The organism is Bradyrhizobium quebecense, from assembly GCF_013373795.3.
Classification (GTDB): domain Bacteria; phylum Pseudomonadota; class Alphaproteobacteria; order Rhizobiales; family Xanthobacteraceae; genus Bradyrhizobium; species Bradyrhizobium quebecense.
Genome location: NZ_CP088022.1, coordinates 6,293,014 through 6,309,548 on the forward strand (window position 1 = coordinate 6,293,014; position 16,535 = coordinate 6,309,548).

Annotated in this window: 15 protein-coding genes; 8 read left to right on the forward strand and 7 right to left on the reverse strand. The window is 65.5% G+C overall.

What is annotated here, in order from left to right:
- Nucleotides 1–55: 55 nt before the first annotated feature.
- The 5 genes from HU230_RS30350 to HU230_RS30370 all read right to left on the reverse strand — a co-directional run bounded on the left by HU230_RS30350 (nt 56) and on the right by HU230_RS30370 (nt 5,625).
- Nucleotides 56–1,894 (reverse strand): AMP-dependent synthetase/ligase, encoded by a 1,839-nt coding sequence (locus HU230_RS30350; protein ID WP_176528666.1) that lies wholly within the window; start codon nt 1,892–1,894, stop codon nt 56–58.
- Between the two features lie 148 nt (nt 1,895–2,042).
- The gene (locus tag HU230_RS30355) at nt 2,043–2,822 is read right to left on the reverse strand and encodes an ABC transporter ATP-binding protein (protein ID WP_176528665.1); all 780 of its coding nucleotides are present in this window, start codon (nt 2,820–2,822) and stop codon (nt 2,043–2,045) included.
- 10 nt (nt 2,823–2,832) lie between these two features.
- Nucleotides 2,833–3,591, reverse strand: a complete 759-nt coding sequence (locus tag HU230_RS30360) for an ABC transporter ATP-binding protein (RefSeq protein WP_176528664.1) — start codon at nt 3,589–3,591, stop codon at nt 2,833–2,835.
- The gene (locus HU230_RS30365) at nt 3,588–4,739 is read right to left on the reverse strand and encodes a branched-chain amino acid ABC transporter permease (protein WP_176528663.1); all 1,152 of its coding nucleotides are present in this window, start codon (nt 4,737–4,739) and stop codon (nt 3,588–3,590) included. Before HU230_RS30365 ends, HU230_RS30360 begins: the two co-directional genes overlap by 4 nt.
- A gap of 10 nt (nt 4,740–4,749) precedes the next feature.
- Nucleotides 4,750–5,625, reverse strand: coding sequence for a branched-chain amino acid ABC transporter permease (locus HU230_RS30370; RefSeq protein WP_021080282.1), 876 nt, complete (start codon nt 5,623–5,625; stop codon nt 4,750–4,752).
- A 293-nt stretch (nt 5,626–5,918) separates the two neighbouring features.
- On the opposite strand from HU230_RS30370, the gene HU230_RS30375 reads away from it, so the two are divergent.
- Complete coding sequence (locus HU230_RS30375; protein ID WP_097670958.1) at nt 5,919–6,671, forward strand: ABC transporter ATP-binding protein; 753 nt, start codon at nt 5,919–5,921, stop codon at nt 6,669–6,671.
- A complete protein-coding gene (locus HU230_RS30380; RefSeq protein ID WP_176528662.1) occupies nt 6,668–8,188 on the forward strand; it encodes a permease in 1,521 nt (506 codons plus the stop codon). The genes HU230_RS30375 and HU230_RS30380 overlap by 4 nt, the downstream gene beginning before the upstream one ends.
- Before the next feature lie 8 nt (nt 8,189–8,196).
- Here HU230_RS30380 and HU230_RS30385 read toward each other — a convergent pair whose 3' ends face one another.
- On the reverse strand, nt 8,197–9,135 hold the full coding sequence (locus HU230_RS30385) for an alpha/beta fold hydrolase (RefSeq protein WP_224943717.1): 939 nt from the start codon (nt 9,133–9,135) through the stop codon (nt 8,197–8,199).
- A gap of 174 nt (nt 9,136–9,309) precedes the next feature.
- Between HU230_RS30385 and HU230_RS30390 the strand changes: the two genes are divergently transcribed.
- The 6 genes from HU230_RS30390 to HU230_RS30415 all read left to right on the forward strand — a co-directional run bounded on the left by HU230_RS30390 (nt 9,310) and on the right by HU230_RS30415 (nt 15,202).
- On the forward strand, nt 9,310–10,125 hold the full coding sequence (locus HU230_RS30390) for an MBL fold metallo-hydrolase (protein WP_176528661.1): 816 nt from the start codon (nt 9,310–9,312) through the stop codon (nt 10,123–10,125).
- 121 nt (nt 10,126–10,246) lie between these two features.
- On the forward strand, nt 10,247–11,242 hold the full coding sequence (locus HU230_RS30395) for an aldo/keto reductase (RefSeq protein WP_176528660.1): 996 nt from the start codon (nt 10,247–10,249) through the stop codon (nt 11,240–11,242).
- A complete protein-coding gene (locus HU230_RS30400; RefSeq protein ID WP_092119706.1) occupies nt 11,242–11,703 on the forward strand; it encodes a MerR family transcriptional regulator in 462 nt (153 codons plus the stop codon). Before HU230_RS30395 ends, HU230_RS30400 begins: the two co-directional genes overlap by 1 nt.
- Before the next feature lie 33 nt (nt 11,704–11,736).
- Nucleotides 11,737–13,125 carry an MFS transporter gene (locus tag HU230_RS30405; protein ID WP_176528659.1) on the forward strand — a complete coding sequence of 463 codons (1,389 nt, stop codon included), beginning with the start codon at nt 11,737–11,739 and terminating at the stop codon, nt 13,123–13,125.
- A gap of 83 nt (nt 13,126–13,208) precedes the next feature.
- Nucleotides 13,209–14,258, forward strand: coding sequence for an amidohydrolase family protein (locus tag HU230_RS30410; RefSeq protein WP_176528658.1), 1,050 nt, complete (start codon nt 13,209–13,211; stop codon nt 14,256–14,258).
- 11 nt (nt 14,259–14,269) lie between these two features.
- On the forward strand, nt 14,270–15,202 hold the full coding sequence (locus tag HU230_RS30415) for a GNAT family N-acetyltransferase (protein WP_176528657.1): 933 nt from the start codon (nt 14,270–14,272) through the stop codon (nt 15,200–15,202).
- 7 nt (nt 15,203–15,209) lie between these two features.
- Here the strand turns inward: HU230_RS30415 and HU230_RS30420 are convergent, their stop codons facing one another.
- Nucleotides 15,210–16,466, reverse strand: a complete 1,257-nt coding sequence (locus tag HU230_RS30420) for an aminopeptidase (RefSeq protein ID WP_176528656.1) — start codon at nt 16,464–16,466, stop codon at nt 15,210–15,212.
- Between the last annotated feature and the right edge of the window lie 69 nt (nt 16,467–16,535).

A 16,535-nucleotide genomic window follows, 5' to 3' on the forward strand; every position in this document is an offset into this window, starting at 1 on the left:
TGTTGAGCGAAGGGTCGGGCCTGCTCGCTCCTTCGCCGCGTCCGTCGTCGTCCGGCTACGCAACCGCCCGCGCGCCATACATGGCGTCGATCTCGGCCGCGTAGCGCTTGTTCACGAAATTGCGCTTCAGCTTCATGGTCGGCGTCAGCTCCTCGTCCTCGGGCGTGAGCTGGCGCTCGATCAGGTAGAATCTCTTGATGGTCTCGACGCGCGCGAACTTGGCGTTGACCGCCTCGACCTCGCGCTGGATCAGGTCCTGGATCTCGCGGGCACGGCACAGGCTCGCGTAGTTGGTGAAGGGGATGTCCTGATCCTGGGCGTATTTCTCGACATTCTCCTGATCGATCATGATCAGGCAGGTGAGATACGGCCGCTTGTCGCCGATCACGACCGCATCGGAGACGTAAGGCGAGAATTTGAGCTGGTTCTCGATTTCCGACGGCGTGATGTTCTTGCCGCCGGAGGTGATGATGATGTCCTTCATCCGGTCGGTGATCTTCACATAGCCTTCATTGTCGATCGCACCGACGTCGCCGGTGTGCAGCCAGCCCTTCGCGTCGATCGTCTCGGCGGTCTTCTCCGGCTGGTTGAGATAGCCCATGAACAGGAAGTCGCCCTTGATCAGGATCTCGCCCTTCGGGCAGATCATCACTTCGCCCCAGGGCGCGGCCTTGCCGACCGAGCCGAGCTTGATGCGGTCGGCCGGCATCATGGTCGCGACGCCGCAATTCTCGGTCTGGCCGTAGACCTCGCGCATGTCGATGCCGAGCGCGAGATACCAGCGGATCAGATCCGGCGAGATCGGCGCCGCCCCGGTCAGTGCGATCCGGCAGCGGTCGAGCCCGAGCATGCGGCGGATGTTGCGGAACACCAGCCAGTAGGCCGCGCGGTTGGCGAGCCGCAGCGACAGCGGCGGCGTCTCGCCCTCCAGCCGGCACTCGGTCATCCGGTTGCCGATCGCAAGCGCCCGAGCGTACATCCAGTTCTGGAACGGGGTCGCGTCCTTCAGCGCGATGGTGATGCCGGAATAGAACTTCTCCCAGATCCTGGGCACCGCAAGGAATGCAGTCGGCTGCACCTCGCGCAGATTGTCCGGCACCGTCTCCGGGCTCTCGGCAAAATTCATCACCGAGCCCAGCGCGAGCGAGATGTAGTAGCCGCCGACCCGCTCGGCGACATGGCAGAGCGGCAGGAACACCAGCCGCTCCTCGCTGTCGGTCGAGGGATAGAGATCGTTGGCGTGGCGCATCTGGTGCGTCACGCTGCGGTTGGAATGCATCGCGCCCTTGGGCGGGCCTGTGGTGCCCGACGTATAGACCAGGATCGCGAGATCGGAGGCGGTGCGGCTGCCGGTCATTTCATCCCACAGGGCGTCGTTGCCCTGCGCATGATTGCGGCCGAGCGCGGTGAATTCGGCGAGCGACAGCACCATCGGATCGGAGAACCCAGAGAGGCCCTCCATGTCGAACACCACGATCTTTTCCAGCGTCGGACAGCGCGACCGGCAGGTCAGCACCTTGTCGAGTTGCTCCTCGTCCTCGACGAACATCACCCGCGTGCGGGAATCATTGACGAGGTATTCGACCTGCGCCGCCGAATCGGTCGGATAGATGCCGGAGGACACGCCGCCGGCGCACAGGATGCCCATGTCGGCATAGACCCATTCCGGCACCGCGTTGGCGATGATCGAGGCGACGTCGCCGGGACGGAAGCCGGTCGCATGCAGGCCGAAGGCGATGTCCCTGGAGATCTGCAGCCATTCGCGCCAGCTGGTCGGCTGCCAGATGCCGAACTTCTTCTCGCGGATTGCGGGCCTGTCGCCACGCGTTTGCACCGCGAGCAGAAAGCTCCTCGCGATCGTGTCGGCAACCGTCAGCACCGCTGGTCCTGCCATGCGCGCTCCCTCCTCTGCCGCTTGCCTCACCCGCCGGCTCGAATGCCGGTCTTGTTCGCGAAGCAGGCTCGAAATCTAGCTCCAACTCGCTCTGAGCGCCAAACCTTCCTCGGCCAACTTTAGTCGACGCCAACGTTCGTCAGCGAGCTCAGCGCCACGTCTTCTTCTTTTTCCAGCGCCGCTCACCCCGCGCGCCCGCTTCCTTGGCGCCGAGGTAGAACTCCTGGATATCGGGCGAATTCAACAGCCGCTCGCAGGTGTCGTTCATGACGACGCGGCCGATCTCCAGCACATAGCCGTAATGCGCCGTCTCCAGCGCGATCTTGGCATTCTGCTCGACCAGCAGGATCGACATGCCCTGCTCCTCATTGACGCGGCGGATGATGGTGAAGATCTCCTTCACCAGGATCGGCGACAGCCCGAGCGACGGCTCATCCAGCAGCAGCAGCGTCGGCCGGTTCATCAGCGCCCGCCCGATCGCAAGCATCTGCTGCTCGCCGCCCGAAAGCTGTCCTGCCGGCTGGCCGAGCCGCTCCTTCAGCCGTGGAAAATAGCCGTAGACGCGCTCGAGGTCCTGCGCCACACCGTCGCGGTCCTTGCGCAGATAGGCGCCCATCATCAGGTTCTCGCGCACCGACAGGAACGGAAACACCTCACGTCCTTCCGGCACGTGGCTGAGGCCGAGCCGCACGATCCGGTCGGCCTCCATGCGCTGGATCGACCTGCCCAGGAATTCGATCGAGCCCTTCTGCGGATCGAGGATGCCGGAGATCGTCTTCAAGACCGTGGTCTTGCCGGCGCCGTTGGCGCCGAGCAGCGTCACGATCCGGCCGCGCGGCACCTCGAGGCTGATGCCGCGGATCGCCATGATCGGCCCGTAATAGCTCTCGATGTTGGAGAGTTTCAGGATGATGTCTGCTGCGCTCATGGCATCATCCTCATGCGCCGAGATACGCTGCGACGACGTCGGGATGGTGCTGCACCTCGGACGGCGAGCCCATCGCCAGCACGCGACCGTAGTTCAGCGCGATGACGCGGTCGGAGACGCGGTTGACCAGCGTCATGTCGTGCTCGACCATCAGCACCGTGATGCCGAGCTCGCTCTTCATGTCGCGGATCCAGAACGACATGTCGTCGGTCTCCTCGACGTTGAGGCCGGATGACGGCTCGTCGAGCAGGATCAGCTTCGGCTCCGAGCACAGCGCCCGCGCCAGCTCGATCACCTTGCGCACCCCGTAGGGCAGCCCCGAGATCAGCTTGTCGCGGTACGGCTCGAGATCGAGGAATTCGATCACCTGCTCGACCCGGCGGCGATGTGCCTTCTCGCCGGCACGGACGCTCGGCAGGAACAAGAGCTCCTGCCAGAGCTGGGTGGTGGAATGGCGATGGCGGCCGACCAGCAGATTGCTCAGCACGGTCGCATTCTCGAACAGCTCGATGTTCTGGAAGGTCCGCGCGATGCCGAGCCTGGCAATGTCGTAGGCCGGCTCCTGCGTGATGTCCTGATCCTCGAAGAAGATCTTGCCCGAGGTCGGCGGATAGATCCGCGAGATCAGGTTGAAGATCGAGCTCTTGCCGGCGCCATTGGGTCCGATGATCGAGAGGATCTCGCCCTTCTCGACCGCGAAGCTGACGGCATCGACGGCCTTGAGGCCGCCGAAATGCAGGGACAGGTCCTCGGCGCGGAAATAGCTCATCGGTTCCGCTCCGATTTCACGTAGATCTTCTGCCGCTTGAAGGTCGCGCGCTTGTACAGCGGGAACAGCTGGAAGAAGAGCTTGATCTTAAGCCAGCGGCCATAGAGCCCCAAGGGCTCGAACAGCACGAACACCACGATGATGATGCCGTAGATCGCGCCCTTCAGCCCGTTGGCGGAGGCAAACGCCGCGACCGCATCCTGGATGTGGCCCGCGCGTTCCGTGCCGGCGCCGAACGTGGCAGCGACGCCGCTGATCACGCCGGGCATGTCGTCCTTCAGGTAGGTCAGGAACGGATCGATCATGACCAGGAAGATCGCGCCGAGCACCGCGCCGTGCAGGCTGAAGGTGCCGCCGATCAGGATCACGATGATGAACTCGATCGAGAGCTGCAGGGTGAACATCTCGGGCGAGATGAAGGAGAGCTTGTGGGCGAACAGCACGCCGGCAAAGCCGGTGATCGCCGCCGAGATCGCGAACGACTTCACCTTGTAGAGCGCGACGTTGATGCCCATGCTGCGCGCCGCGGTCTCGCTGTCGCGAATCGCGACGAAGGCGCGCCCGGTCGGCGAGCGCAGCAGATTGAGCGTGCCGACGATGGTCAGCACCAGCACCGCAAGACACAGATAGTAGAAGGTCGGGCCGTCGCGCGACACCGTGCTGCCGAGCAGCTGAATGGTCTTGACCCGCATGCCCTCATTGCCGTGGGTCACGCTTTCCCAGCGCGCCAGGATTTCCTCGACGATGAAGGCAAACGAGATCGTCGCGATCACGAGATAGATGCCCTGCAGGCGCAACGCCGGAAATCCGACCAGCGCGCCGACCACGCCGGTCAACAGCCCCGCCGCGAGGAAATAGACCGGAAACGGCACGTTGAATTGCTGCAGATAGGCCGCCGTGTAGGCGCCGATGGCAAGAAACGCGGCATGGCCAAGCGAGGCCTGCCCGGTGAAGCCGGTCAGGATCATCAGCCCGACGCCGACGGTCGCATAGATGCAGACGAAGACGAGCTGGCTCATCAGATAGCTTGAGAGCAGGTAGGGCGCGATCAGCAGCACCGCCAGCAACAGGCCGTAGGAATAGATATAGCCGGAATGCGGGAACAGCCTGATGTCGTCTTCGTAGTCGGTCTTGAAGAGAAACCGCATGCGCTCCTCCTCAGACTTTCTTACGGACATGAAGGCCGAACAGGCCCTCGGGCTTGAGCAGCAGCACCGCGAGCAGCACGATGTAGGGCGCGACGTCCTTCCATCCCTGCGGCAGATAGAAGCCAGCCATGCTCTCGATCACGCCGATCAGCACGCCGCCGACCACCGCGCCGGGGATCGAGCCGAAGCCGCCGAGCACCGCGGCCGGAAACGCCTTCAGCCCCAGCACCAGGCCGACATTGGAATGGATGAAGGTGATCGGCGCCAGCAGCACGCCGGCGCAGGTCGCCACCGCCGCCGAGATCGCCCAGACGATCGAGACCACGCGCTTGACCGGGATGCCCATGTAATAGGCAGCCAGCATGTTCTCGGAGCTGGCGCGCATCGCGGTGCCGAGCGTGGTGCGGTTGAAGAACAGATAGAGCAGCGCGCACAGGATGATGGTCGCCGCGATCACCGACAATTTGTCATAGGCGAGCACCAGGCTGCCGATCCTCAAGACGCCCTGGCTGAACGGCGTTTCGATCTTGAAGTCGTCGGTGCCCCAGATCATGCCCGCGACCGAGCGCAGGAAATAGCCGAGCCCGATCGTCGCCATGATGATGGAGAACTGTGGATAGCCGAGGATCGGCCGTACCACCAGCCGCTCGGCCAGCATGCCGAACAGCGCCATGCAGATCACCGCACCGGCGAAGCCGACCCAGTAATTCAGCCCGAGCATGCCGATGAAGGTGAAGGCGAAAAAGCCGCCCAGCATCATCAAATCGCCTTGCGCGAAATTGACGACCTCGGTTGCCTTGTAGACCAGCACGAAGCCGAGCGCGATCAGGCCGTAAACGCAGCCGAGCGCGATGCCGCTGACGAGCTGCTGAACAAAGTCCAGCATCGTTCCCTCCCCGATGCCCGGCGATTCTTCCCGATCGCTCGTTGCATCCCGCCTTCGCGCCCTTGTGTCGGAAGCGCTGAAAGCCGCCAATGTCCGCCCCGATTGAGCCAAAAGGCCCGATCCCTGTCAACAAACCGCTGATCCGGCTGTATCATCACATTTGCGGAGATATGCCGCAGCACGGACTAATACGGATATCGCGTTCGATTTGCCCCGTGCGATTCACTGCACCGAAACGGTTTTTGTCCAAGCTTATGCAACCGACGAGCGAACTCCCGGATCGCCAACGCACCATGACTTCGGAACTGTCCGCACTCGCCGTGCGAGGGTTAACCAAGCGTTTCGACCGCCCGGCGGTCGACGCGCTCGATCTCACCGTCCGTGTCGGTGAATTCTATGCGCTGCTCGGGCCGAACGGCGCCGGCAAGACCACGACGCTGCGCATGGTGGCGGGGCTATTGCGGCCCGATGCCGGCTCGGTGTCGATCCTCGGCATCGATGCGCTGGCCGACCCGGTCTCAGCCAAGCAGATCATGGCCTGGGTGTCCGACGAGCCGATGATCTACGACAAGCTGACGCCGCTCGAATATCTCGAATTCGTCGCCGGCCTATGGGGCATCGATCCCCGCACGTCGGAGAAGTCGGCGCGCAATCTCCTGGTGTCGCTCGGGCTCGAGCCGCATCTCAACGAGCGCTGCGAGGGCTTCTCCAAGGGCATGCGCCAGAAGGTGGCGCTCGCCGGTGCGCTGGTGCACGATCCCCGCCTGATCATTCTCGATGAGCCGCTGACCGGCCTCGACGCGCTGTCGGCGCGTCACGTCAAGGGACTGCTGCAGGAGCGCGTCCGCGCCGGCTGCACCGTGATCATGACCACCCATATTCTCGAGGTCGCCGAGCGCATGGCCGACCGGATCGGCGTGATCGCGGCCGGCAGGCTGATCGCCGAGGGCACGCTGGCCGAGCTGCGCGAGCAGAACGGCCGCAACGATACCACCCTCGAGGACATGTTCATCGCGCTGGTCGATACCGAGGCGGCCGCCGCGTGAGCTCGACCGCTCATCTCACCTGGTTCGCCCGCCACGAATTCCGCCTGGCGTGGCGCGAATGGCTGGCGATGATGACCGGCGGCCGGCGTCGGCGCAACCACGCCGTCATCGGCCTGCTGATCTTCGCGGCGATCCTGCATCTGCCGGCCTATGCCGTGGTCGCCCGCTATGTCGACCTGCGGTTTCCGCTCGATCCGTCCTCGCTGATCGTGCTGACCGCAACGATCTTCCTGTCCTGGGCGCTGATGCTCTCGCAGGCGATCGAGTCGGTGACGCGGGTGTTCTACGCCCGCGCCGATCTCGACCTGATCATGTCGTCGCCGGCAAAGCTCACCAACATCTTCTCGATCCGGATCGCCGCGATCGCGCTGACGGTGAGCAGCATGGCGCTCTTGCTGTCGACGCCGTTCATCGACGTGCTGGTATATCTCGGCGGTGCACGTTGGCTTGCCGGCTTCGGCGTCGTCCTTGCGATCGGGCTGTCGGCGGCGGCGGCGGCGATCGCCGTCACCGCGTTGCTGTTTCGCCTGATCGGACCGGGCCGGACGCGGCTGGTGGCACAGATCGTCTCCGCCGTCATCGGCGCCGGCTTCGTCATCGCGTTGCAAGTCGTCGCCGTGCTGTCCTACGGCACGCTGTCGCGCTTTGCCTTTCTGACCTCGGATACCGCGGCACGAATTGCCCCGACCCTCGACAGCCTCGTCTGGTGGCCGGCGCGCGCATCGCTCGGCGATTTCGAAATCATGATGCTGCTGCTCGCCACCGCGCTCGTGCTGCTCGGCGTCGTGATGGCGGTGTTCGCGCCGCGGTTTGCCGACACCGTCGCACGTGTCGCCGCCAATCCGGCGACGGTCACGCAGGGACGCGCCCGCGCGTTCCGGACCGGCTCGCGGCAGCAGGCGCTGCGGCGCAAGGAGTTCCTGCTGCTGCGCCGCGATCCGTGGCTGCTGTCGCAGAGCCTGATGCAGATGCTCTATTTGCTGCCGCCGGCGCTGATGCTGTGGCGCAGCTTCTCCGGCACGTCGACCGCGATCGTGCTGATCACGCCGGTCATCGTGATGGCCGCAGGCCAGCTCGCCGGCGGACTGGCGTGGCTGACCATCTCGGGCGAGGACGCGCCCGATCTGGTGGCGACCGCGCCGCTGCCGCCGTCGCGCGTGACCCGCGCCAAGGTCGAGGTCGTCCTGATCGCGATCGCCGCCGTCTTCGCGCCGCTGGTGGCCGCGCTGGCATTCGCCTCGCCGGGGCAGGCCGCGGTCACGGCGATCGCGATCGTCATCGCGACCGCATCCGCCGCCGCGGTCCAGCTCTGGTTCCGCGCGCAGGCCAAGCGCAGCCAGTTCCGCCGGCGCCAGACCTCCTCCCGCATCGCCACCTTCGCGGAAGCCTTCTCCTCGATCGGCTGGGCCGCAACCGCAGCGCTGGCCCTGACGATCCCGACGGCCGCGTTCGTCAGCGGCATTCTGACGCTGTTGACGCTCGCGATCGCCTGGAAGATCAGCCCGCGCCGCGCGTAGGAACCACGCTAGCCCTTCACCAGCTCCATCACCGCCGCGGCGAACGCCTCCGGCGCTTCCTGCGGCAGATTGTGGCCGGCGCCCGGGATCACGCGATGCGCCCGGCGGGCAGTGTACTTGGCCGCGCTGGCGCTGCCGTCGCGCGCAGGCGTCACGCCGTCGTCGGCGCCATCGAGCGAGATCGTGGGGACAGTGACCACCGGCAATGCGGCGAGCCGCCGCTGCACCTCCGCATGTTGCGGGTCCCCATCGGCGAGGCCGAAGCGATGCCGGTAGCTGTGGATCACGACGTCGACATAGTCCGGATTGTCGAATGCGATCGCGGTGCGCTCGAAACAGGCGTCGTCGAACGCCCAGCTCGGCGACCACTGCGACCACAATATCCTGGCGATGCCGCGCCGGTTGGCGGCAAGCCCGGCACGTCCGCGCTCGAGCTGGAAGTAATATTGATACCACAGCGCCACTTCGTGATCCGGCCGAGCCGGCACCATCGCATGTGCGATATCCTGGATCATGTAGCCGTTGGTGCAGACGAGCCCGATGCATCGTTCCGGCCACAGCGCCGCACCGATCGAGGCGGCGCGGCCGCCCCAATCGTACCCGGCGACCACCGCGCGCTTGATGCCGAGCGCATCCATCAGCGCGATCAGGTCAGCCCCGACCGCCGCCTGCTCGCCCGAGCGCGGCGTCGCCTTGTCACGGAATACCGTCGGGCCGTAGCCACGCAGATAGGGCACGATGACCCGGCAACCCTGTGCCGCCAACATCGGGGCAACATCCACATAGGAATGGATGTCGTAGGGAAAGCCGTGCATCAGCATCACGGCCGGACCGTCGGCGGGACCCGCCTCGAAATAGGCGATGTCGAGCACGCCGGCGTCGACATGGCGCAATGGCTCGAGCCGTTTGGTGGATGACGCGCGCGGCGCGGAGCTATTGTCAGTCACGCAGAACTCCCTGATCGCTCTGATCTGCGCAGCATGGTAACGCGTCCTGACGCAATAATCGCCCGGATCGTATTGCAGCCAACGACATGGAGCGATGCGCCCGCCTCATCATGACGGCACGCCAATTGCGCGATAGTCTGACGCCGGCGGATATCGCCGAAGGCGGAACAGGTCATGCTGAGATTGCTCGCCGCGCTCGTCCTGCTGGGAACGTTCACCAGCTACGCCCTGGCGCAGGATGCCCAGCGCAGCGAGTGCCTGGCGATGGCCAATGCGCCGCTCCGCGCCGTCCCGGTAAGCTACCGGCGCGTCGCGGCCAAAGCCGACGAGGTCGCGATCACCTATGCCGGCCATTCCACTTATTACATCGACACACCCGGCGGCATCAGGATCGCGACCGACTACAACGGCGTCTATCAGACCGGGCGGCTGCCCGACATCGCGACCATGAACCGGGCCCACGCGACGCATTACACGCTGTTTCCCGATCCCAGGATTCCGCACGTGCTGCATGGCTGGGGCGAGAACGGCCAGGCCGCGCATTACGGGATGCGGATCGGCGACGTCTATATCCGCAACGTCACCACCGACATCCGCCGCTATTGGGGCGAAGATTCCGGCGGCGAGATGATCAAGGACGGCAACTCGATCTTCATCTTCGAGGTCGCCGGCCTGTGCATCGGCCATCTCGGCCACCTTCATGTCAAGCTCGACGACAGCCATTTCGCGGCGATCGGCCGGCTCGACATCGTGATGGTGCCGATCGACGGCACCTATACGATGTCGCTCGACGGCATCTCCGAGATCACCAGGCGGTTGCGCGCCGCCGTCGTGCTGCCGATGCACCGGTTCGCGACCCCGCTCGACGAGTTCATGCGCCTGATCGGCCAGCAATTCGAGATCGACCGCCGCGGCGGCGAGCGCACCTTGCGGATCTCGCGCGACACGCTGCCGGGGACGCCAACGGTGATCATCCTCGACGGCGTATAAGGCGCCCGACTGCCCCCTGACACGATTTCGTGCGCCTGCACTTTTCGCGCTTGACCTAGAGTATACTCTAGCTTGTTCACTCGGGATCGTCCGGCAACACCCGGCCACGAGGACCAACCGCATGACACCTTCAAGCAAGCTCCCGCACCGCAGGCTCGGCAACGACGGCCCGCAGGTTTCCGCCGTCGGGCTCGGCTGCATGTCACTGTCCGGCGTCTACGGCGCCAATGACGATACGGCGACGCCCGACTTCATCCGCTACGCCATCGACCGGGGCATCGACTTCCTCGACAGCGCCGATCTCTATGGCTGGGGCCACAACGAGGAATTGCTGGGCCGCGCGCTGAAGGGCCTGCGCGACAGGGTCGTGATCGCGACCAAATTCGGTCAAGTGAAGACCGCGACCGGACAGGGCGTGGACGGGCGGCCCGCCTATGTCCAGCAAGCCTGCGAGGCGAGCCTGAAGCGGCTCAACATCGAAACCATCGATCTCTACTACCAGCACCGCATCGATCCGAACGTCCCGATCGAGGATACGGTCGGCGCGATGGCGCGTCTGGTCGAGCAAGGAAAGGTTCGCCATCTCGGCCTGTGCGAGGCGCGCCCCGAAACCATTCGCCGCGCGCACAAGGTGCACAGGCTGGCCGCGGTGCAGACCGAATATTCCCTGCTGTACCGCAGCGAGGCCGAGGAGACCCTGGAGACGACGCGGGCGCTCGGCATCGCCTTCGTCGCCTATTCGCCGCTCGGCCGCGGCTTCCTGACCGGGCAGATCCAGTCGCAGGCCGACATCGCGGGCGATCGCCGCGGCGATCATCCGCGCTTCGCCGGCGATAATTTTGCCCGCAACCGCGATCTCGTCAGCGGCATCGTGACGATCGCACGCGAGAAGAATTGCACACCGGCTCAGCTCGTGCTCGCCTGGCTGCTGGCTCAGGGACAGGACATCGTGCCGATTCCCGGCACCAAGCAGCGCAGCCGGCTGGACGAGAACATCGACGCCCTCGACGTGGTGCTTTCGCCGCACGAGCTGGCACGGATTTCAGCAGCCATCCCGGCCGGCGCCGCGGCAGGTGAGCGCTATCCGGCCGGCGCGATGAAAGCGGTCTATCTGTGATGGACGCCAGGACACCCGATTTGCAGGCGACGCCGAACGCACTCTACATCGGCGACATCGCGCGGCGCTCCGGCCGAAGCGTGCATACCATCCGCTGGTATGAAGCGCAGGGCCTGATGCCCGGCGTCGTGAGGGACCGCGGCAGGCGCCGCGTCTACAACGACTATCACATTGGCTGGCTGGATCTGATGGAGCGGCTGCGCTTGACCGGGATGTCGATCAAGCAGCTTCGCGACTATACCACGCTCGTGAAGCAGGGCAGCGCGACCTTGCGCAAGCGCCGCGCGCTGCTCGCCGAGCACCAGCTCCGCGTCCGGGCCATGATCGCCAAATGGACCGAAGCGCTCGCGCTGGTCGACGCCAAGATCGAGTTCTACGACGAGTGGGTCGCGGCAGGCACGCGACCCAAGGTCTCGCCACAGCAGCGCGCCCGCGCCAAGCGGTCCGCCACCAGGGCCTGAACGCCCGGCCAACATCGAATAGCAGGATCCGCGATGGACGATATGCTTCGGCGTAAACCCTTTGCCATGCGCGCATCGCACCGGCTCACGCTGCTGACGCTGTGCCTCGCCGTCACGATCGCGCACATCGATACGTTCATCGTCAATCTCGGCGCGCGCGCGATCGGCGATCATTTCGGCGCCGGTGTCGATGAGTTGCAATGGATCGTCGACAGCTACAATCTGGTCTACGCGGTCTCGCTGCTGACCGGCGGGATGCTCGCGGACATATACGGCCGGCGCCGCATCCTGATCTGCGGCGCTCTGATCTTCACTTTCGCGTCACTGCTGTGCGCGGCCGCGCCATCCGCGCTGGTGCTGATCGGCGGACGTGCCCTCACGGGCGCCGGCGGCGCGCTGATGATTCCGGCCTCGCTTGCGATCATCCGGGTGGTCTGGGACCGGCCGGACGAGCGCGCCCGTGCGCTTGGTATCTGGGCGGCCTGCAACGGCGTCGCCATGGCACTGGGACCGAGCCTTGGCGGGCTGCTGATCCCGTGGTTGGGCTGGCGCAGCATCTTCCTGGTGATCGTGCCGTTCGGCCTGCTCGTCGTGCTGATGGCTGGGTCGACGATCCCGGAATCGGTCAACCCGCAGCGGCGCGCGGTCGACATTCCGGCCCAGCTCTGCGGTGCATTGGCGCTTGGAAGCCTGACCTATGCCGCCATCGGCGCACAATCGGCGCCGGGCGCGATGACCGTAGCACTGATAGTCGCTTCGCTTTCGGTAGCCCTGCTGATCGCCGTCGAAAGAAGGAGAGGGGCCGGGGCGCTGCTGTCGCCGGAGATTTTCAGCGCGCGCCGGTTCCGCGCCGCGATGATCGCCACCACGGGCATGACATTCGGCGGGTACGGCATGGTCTTCGTACTGCCGCTGGCGTGGCAGTCGAGCGGACGGCTCGATGCCGCGGCAAGCGCCGCCGCGCTGCTGCCGATGTCGCTGGTCTTCGTCCTGGTCTCACCGTTCTCCGGCATGCTGTCGGACAAGCTCGGGCTGCGCGCGGCCACCTCGGGCGGCGTGACGCTGATGGGCGTCGGCCTCCTGATGATCGGCCTCGGTGGCCTGCAACCAGACATTGCCCTGGCTGAGCTCGGACTGGCCATCACCGGGCTCGGGCTCGGCCTCGCTGCGGGGCCGCTCTCGGCGATGGCCGTCGGCGACGTCGCCGCTGCGCGGGCCGGTACGGCTGCGGCGCTGATCAACGTGGCCCGGATCAGCGGCGCGACGATCGGGGTTGCGGTGCTCGGCGCGTGCTACGCCGCAACCGGCGGCGGCAGCCACGGCCTGCTGCTCGCGATGATCGCCGGAAGCCTCGTCCAGTTCGCTGGCGCCGGCGTGGCGTGGATGGTGACGGGGCACGAGGCGCCACGCCTGCGCATTTGACCTGCTCGCGCGCGGCTCGTTATCCTTCGCACAGCCGATATCGGATCGGCGGCCGACAAGAGCAAGAACAGGGAGCATCATCCATGGCCAGCACTCTGCCCGCCTCTGCGAGCGGGCTCTATGCCAATCCGCGCGAAGACTGGCTCGCCCAATACACCGAGGAGATCATCGATCCTAACAGGCCGATCGTCGATCCGCACCATCATCTCTGGGACCGCGGGGGCTTGCGCTATCTGATCGAGGACATGCGCGACGACATCGCCTCCGGCCACAACATCGTGGCGACCGTCTATGTCGATTGCCGGTCGATGTATCGCGCCGATGGCCCGGAGGCGTTCCGGCCGGTCGGCGAGGTCGAGTTCGCCAACGGCGTGGCGGCGATGGCGGCGAGCGGCGGCTACGGCAAGGCGGCGATCTGCGCCGGCATCGTCAGCCACGTTAACCTTCTGATCGGCGACCAGGCCAAGGCGGTGCTCGAGGCGGAAATCGCCGCCGGCAACGGCCGGTTCCGCGGCATTCGCCACTCCTCGGCCTGGGACGAGGACCCCAACGTCGCCCACATGTATGCCAACCGCCCGAAGGGCATCTTGCTGGATGCCACCTTTCGTAGGGGGTTCGCCTGCCTGGCGCCGCTCGGCCTCAGCTTCGATGCCTGGCTGTTCCACCCGCAGATCGGCGAACTGACCGACCTCGCGCGTGCCTTTCCCGACACCCGAATCGTGCTCGACCATTGCGGTGGCCCGGTCGGCACCGGCCGCTTCGCTGGCAAGCGCGAGGAGACCTTTCCGGTCTGGAAGGCGTCGATCCGGGAGATCGCCAAATGCCCGAACGTCGTGGTCAAGCTCGGCGGGCTGGCGATGTGCCTGCTCGGCTACGACTTCCACCTCCGCCCCAAGCCGCCCTCGTCGGAGGAACTCGCCGCCGCCTGGCGGCCCTATGTGGAGACCTGCATCGAGGCGTTCGGCCCGAACCGTTGCATGTTCGAAAGCAACTTCCCACCTGATAAGGGACAGTGCAGCTATCAGGTGATCTTCAACACCTTTAAACGGCTTGCATCACAATATAGCGAAGCCGAGAAGACGGCGTTGTTCTTGCAGACGGCAAAGGATGTCTATCGGCTCGATATCGGGTAAACTTGCGACTCATGGATGACAGCATCACCATCCGGCCGCTTCGTGAGGCTGATGCAGAAGCGGTGGTCGAACTTTACGCAAAGGCGGCTGCGGTGGAACCGCGGCTGGGCCCTGTCACGCTGCCGCAGTGGGACCAGTTCCTGAAACTGCCGCAGAACCGTGGCGGCCGCGACTTCCGCATTGCTGAACGGAACGGCCGGCTCCTCGGGCTCGCTGAATCATCGTTGCGCGATCAGGGCCCGCATCATTCCCGGTTCCTCAAGATCGTCGTCGCGCCCGAGATGCGGCGCCGCCGGATTGGCCTCGCGCTGTTCGACGACGTGCTTGCGATCGACACTGATCCCGATCTCACCGTCCAGACGCTGGTGAGCAGCGATTGGCCGGCGGGAATGGCCTTCGTGGCCGCCTTCGGCTTTGTTCATGTCGAGTCCGAAATCGGGATGAAATGCGTCGAGCCGTTGCAGCCGGCACGCACGCTCGCGGCGGCCCGCGCCACCATCGAGCAGGTCAGCGACGTCACCGCCTGCGCCGCCGAGGTGGCGCGCCTCCACAACGCCGCCTATGCCTCGGACTCCGCGTTCCGCCGGTATTCGCCGGAGGAGATGGCGCAGGTCCTGACCGAGAGCGAAGTCTGGATCGCGTCGGAAGATGGCCAGATGTCGGGCTTCTGCCTGACCGAGCCGGAGCGGAACTCGATGTGGATCGAGTCGGTCGCCGTCGATCCGGCGCGGCAAGGACGCGGGCTCGGCCAACTGCTGGTCTATCGCGTACTGGCCGCACACGACGTGTCGGTCGAACATCCCTGCTGGCTCAACGTCTCGAGCCGCAACGCGCCCGCGCTGAAGATCTATCGCCGGCTCGGCTTCCGGCCCCAGCACGAGACCTGCCGCTTCAGCGCGCCGCGCGGCGACCTGATCGCCGCGCGTGCGCGCAAGCTTTGGTAGCCGCGCCTTACGCCCACTCGCCCTTGCGGAACACCGGCACGCTGCGGCCGTCGGCGTGGATGCCGTCGATGTCGGTGTGGGCGGAGCCGATCATCCAGTCGATATGGATCAGGCTCTTGTTGCCGCCCTGCTCGGCGATCTGCTGCGGCGTCAGCTTGTCGCCGTTGACGAAGCATTTCGAGTAGCACTGGCCGAGCGCGATGTGCGAGGCGGCGTTCTCGTCGAACAACGTATTGAAGAACAACAGCCCGCTCTTCGAGATCGGCGATGAGTGCGGCACCAGCGCGACCTCGCCGAGGCGGCGCGCGCCCTCGTCGGTGTCGAGCACCTTGTTCAGCACTTCCTCGCCGCGGGAGGCCTTGGCCTCGACGATGCGGCCCTCCTCGAACTTGACCGAGATATTGTCGATCAGGGTACCCTGATAGGACAGCGGCTTGGAGCTGACGACGTGGCCGCTGACGCGGCGGCAGTGCGGCGTGGTGAAGACCTCCTCGGTCGGAATGTTGGCATTGCAGACAATGCCGTTCTTGGCGGTCGACGCGCCGCCTTCCCATTCATGACCGTCGGCAAGGCCAATAGTGAGGTCCATTCCGGGACCGGAATATTTCAGCGCGTGGAAGCGCTGGCCGTTCAGCCATTCGGTGCGCTCGCGCAGCCTGGCATTGTGCCTCTCCCAGTTGGCGACGGCGCCGTCCTGATCGACCCGGGACGCTGAGAAGATCGCGTCCGCGAGCTTCGCCACCGCGACATCCTCGGCATCGTCGGGGAATACCTGCCTCGCCCAGGACGTGCTGGGATAGGCGATGATGTTCCAGTTGGTGTCGAAATTGACGATCTTCTCCAGCGCAGGCTGGTAGGCGATCGAATTGGCCTTGCTGGCGCGCGCCACCTTGGTCGGGTCTTCGCCGGACAGCAGCATCGGATTGTCGCCGACGATCGCAAGCCGCGCGGTGTTGGCGCCGAACGCCTTCGCCATCCCCTCGTAGAGCCAGCCCGCGGCGCGATCGAAGCTCGCATCGTTGGCGTAGCGGTAGCGCGCCAGCGTGAGCTCTTCATCCGAGAAGAACGGGGTCACGAGACCCGCGCCGGCCTTGTAAGCATGCTCCACGACCCGCCGCACCAGCGGCATTGCCGCCGCAGGCGCCGTCAGCAGCAGATCCTGCCCCGGCTGCAGCTGCAGGCCGACCTTGATCGCGACTTCGGCGAGACGATCGAGTTTTACAGGATCGATCGAGGCGGAAAGGTTGCGTTGATGTGCGGTCATGAAGTGTCCGGCCGTGTCGTTTGAGGGCTTTTAAGGATTCGTAGTCCAATTCGATCCGCATCCGCAAGG

Bases quoted from the DNA above. Each gene is read 5' to 3' on its own strand.
- HU230_RS30365 (WP_176528663.1), bottom strand. From the start codon at position 4,739: ATGCGGTTTCTCTTCAAGACCGACTACGAAGACGACATCAGGCTGTTC.
- HU230_RS30390 (WP_176528661.1), top strand. From the start codon at position 9,310: ATGCTGAGATTGCTCGCCGCGCTCGTCCTGCTGGGAACGTTCACCAGC.
- HU230_RS30415 (WP_176528657.1), top strand. From the start codon at position 14,270: ATGGATGACAGCATCACCATCCGGCCGCTTCGTGAGGCTGATGCAGAA.
- HU230_RS30360 (WP_176528664.1), bottom strand. From the start codon at position 3,591: ATGAGCTATTTCCGCGCCGAGGACCTGTCCCTGCATTTCGGCGGCCTC.
- HU230_RS30405 (WP_176528659.1), top strand. From the start codon at position 11,737: ATGGACGATATGCTTCGGCGTAAACCCTTTGCCATGCGCGCATCGCAC.
- HU230_RS30410 (WP_176528658.1), top strand. From the start codon at position 13,209: ATGGCCAGCACTCTGCCCGCCTCTGCGAGCGGGCTCTATGCCAATCCG.
- HU230_RS30350 (WP_176528666.1), bottom strand. From the start codon at position 1,894: ATGGCAGGACCAGCGGTGCTGACGGTTGCCGACACGATCGCGAGGAGC.
- HU230_RS30355 (WP_176528665.1), bottom strand. From the start codon at position 2,822: ATGAGCGCAGCAGACATCATCCTGAAACTCTCCAACATCGAGAGCTAT.
- HU230_RS30395 (WP_176528660.1), top strand. From the start codon at position 10,247: ATGACACCTTCAAGCAAGCTCCCGCACCGCAGGCTCGGCAACGACGGC.
- HU230_RS30420 (WP_176528656.1), bottom strand. From the start codon at position 16,466: ATGACCGCACATCAACGCAACCTTTCCGCCTCGATCGATCCTGTAAAA.
- HU230_RS30375 (WP_097670958.1), top strand. From the start codon at position 5,919: ATGACTTCGGAACTGTCCGCACTCGCCGTGCGAGGGTTAACCAAGCGT.
- HU230_RS30400 (WP_092119706.1), top strand. From the start codon at position 11,242: ATGGACGCCAGGACACCCGATTTGCAGGCGACGCCGAACGCACTCTAC.
- HU230_RS30370 (WP_021080282.1), bottom strand. From the start codon at position 5,625: ATGCTGGACTTTGTTCAGCAGCTCGTCAGCGGCATCGCGCTCGGCTGC.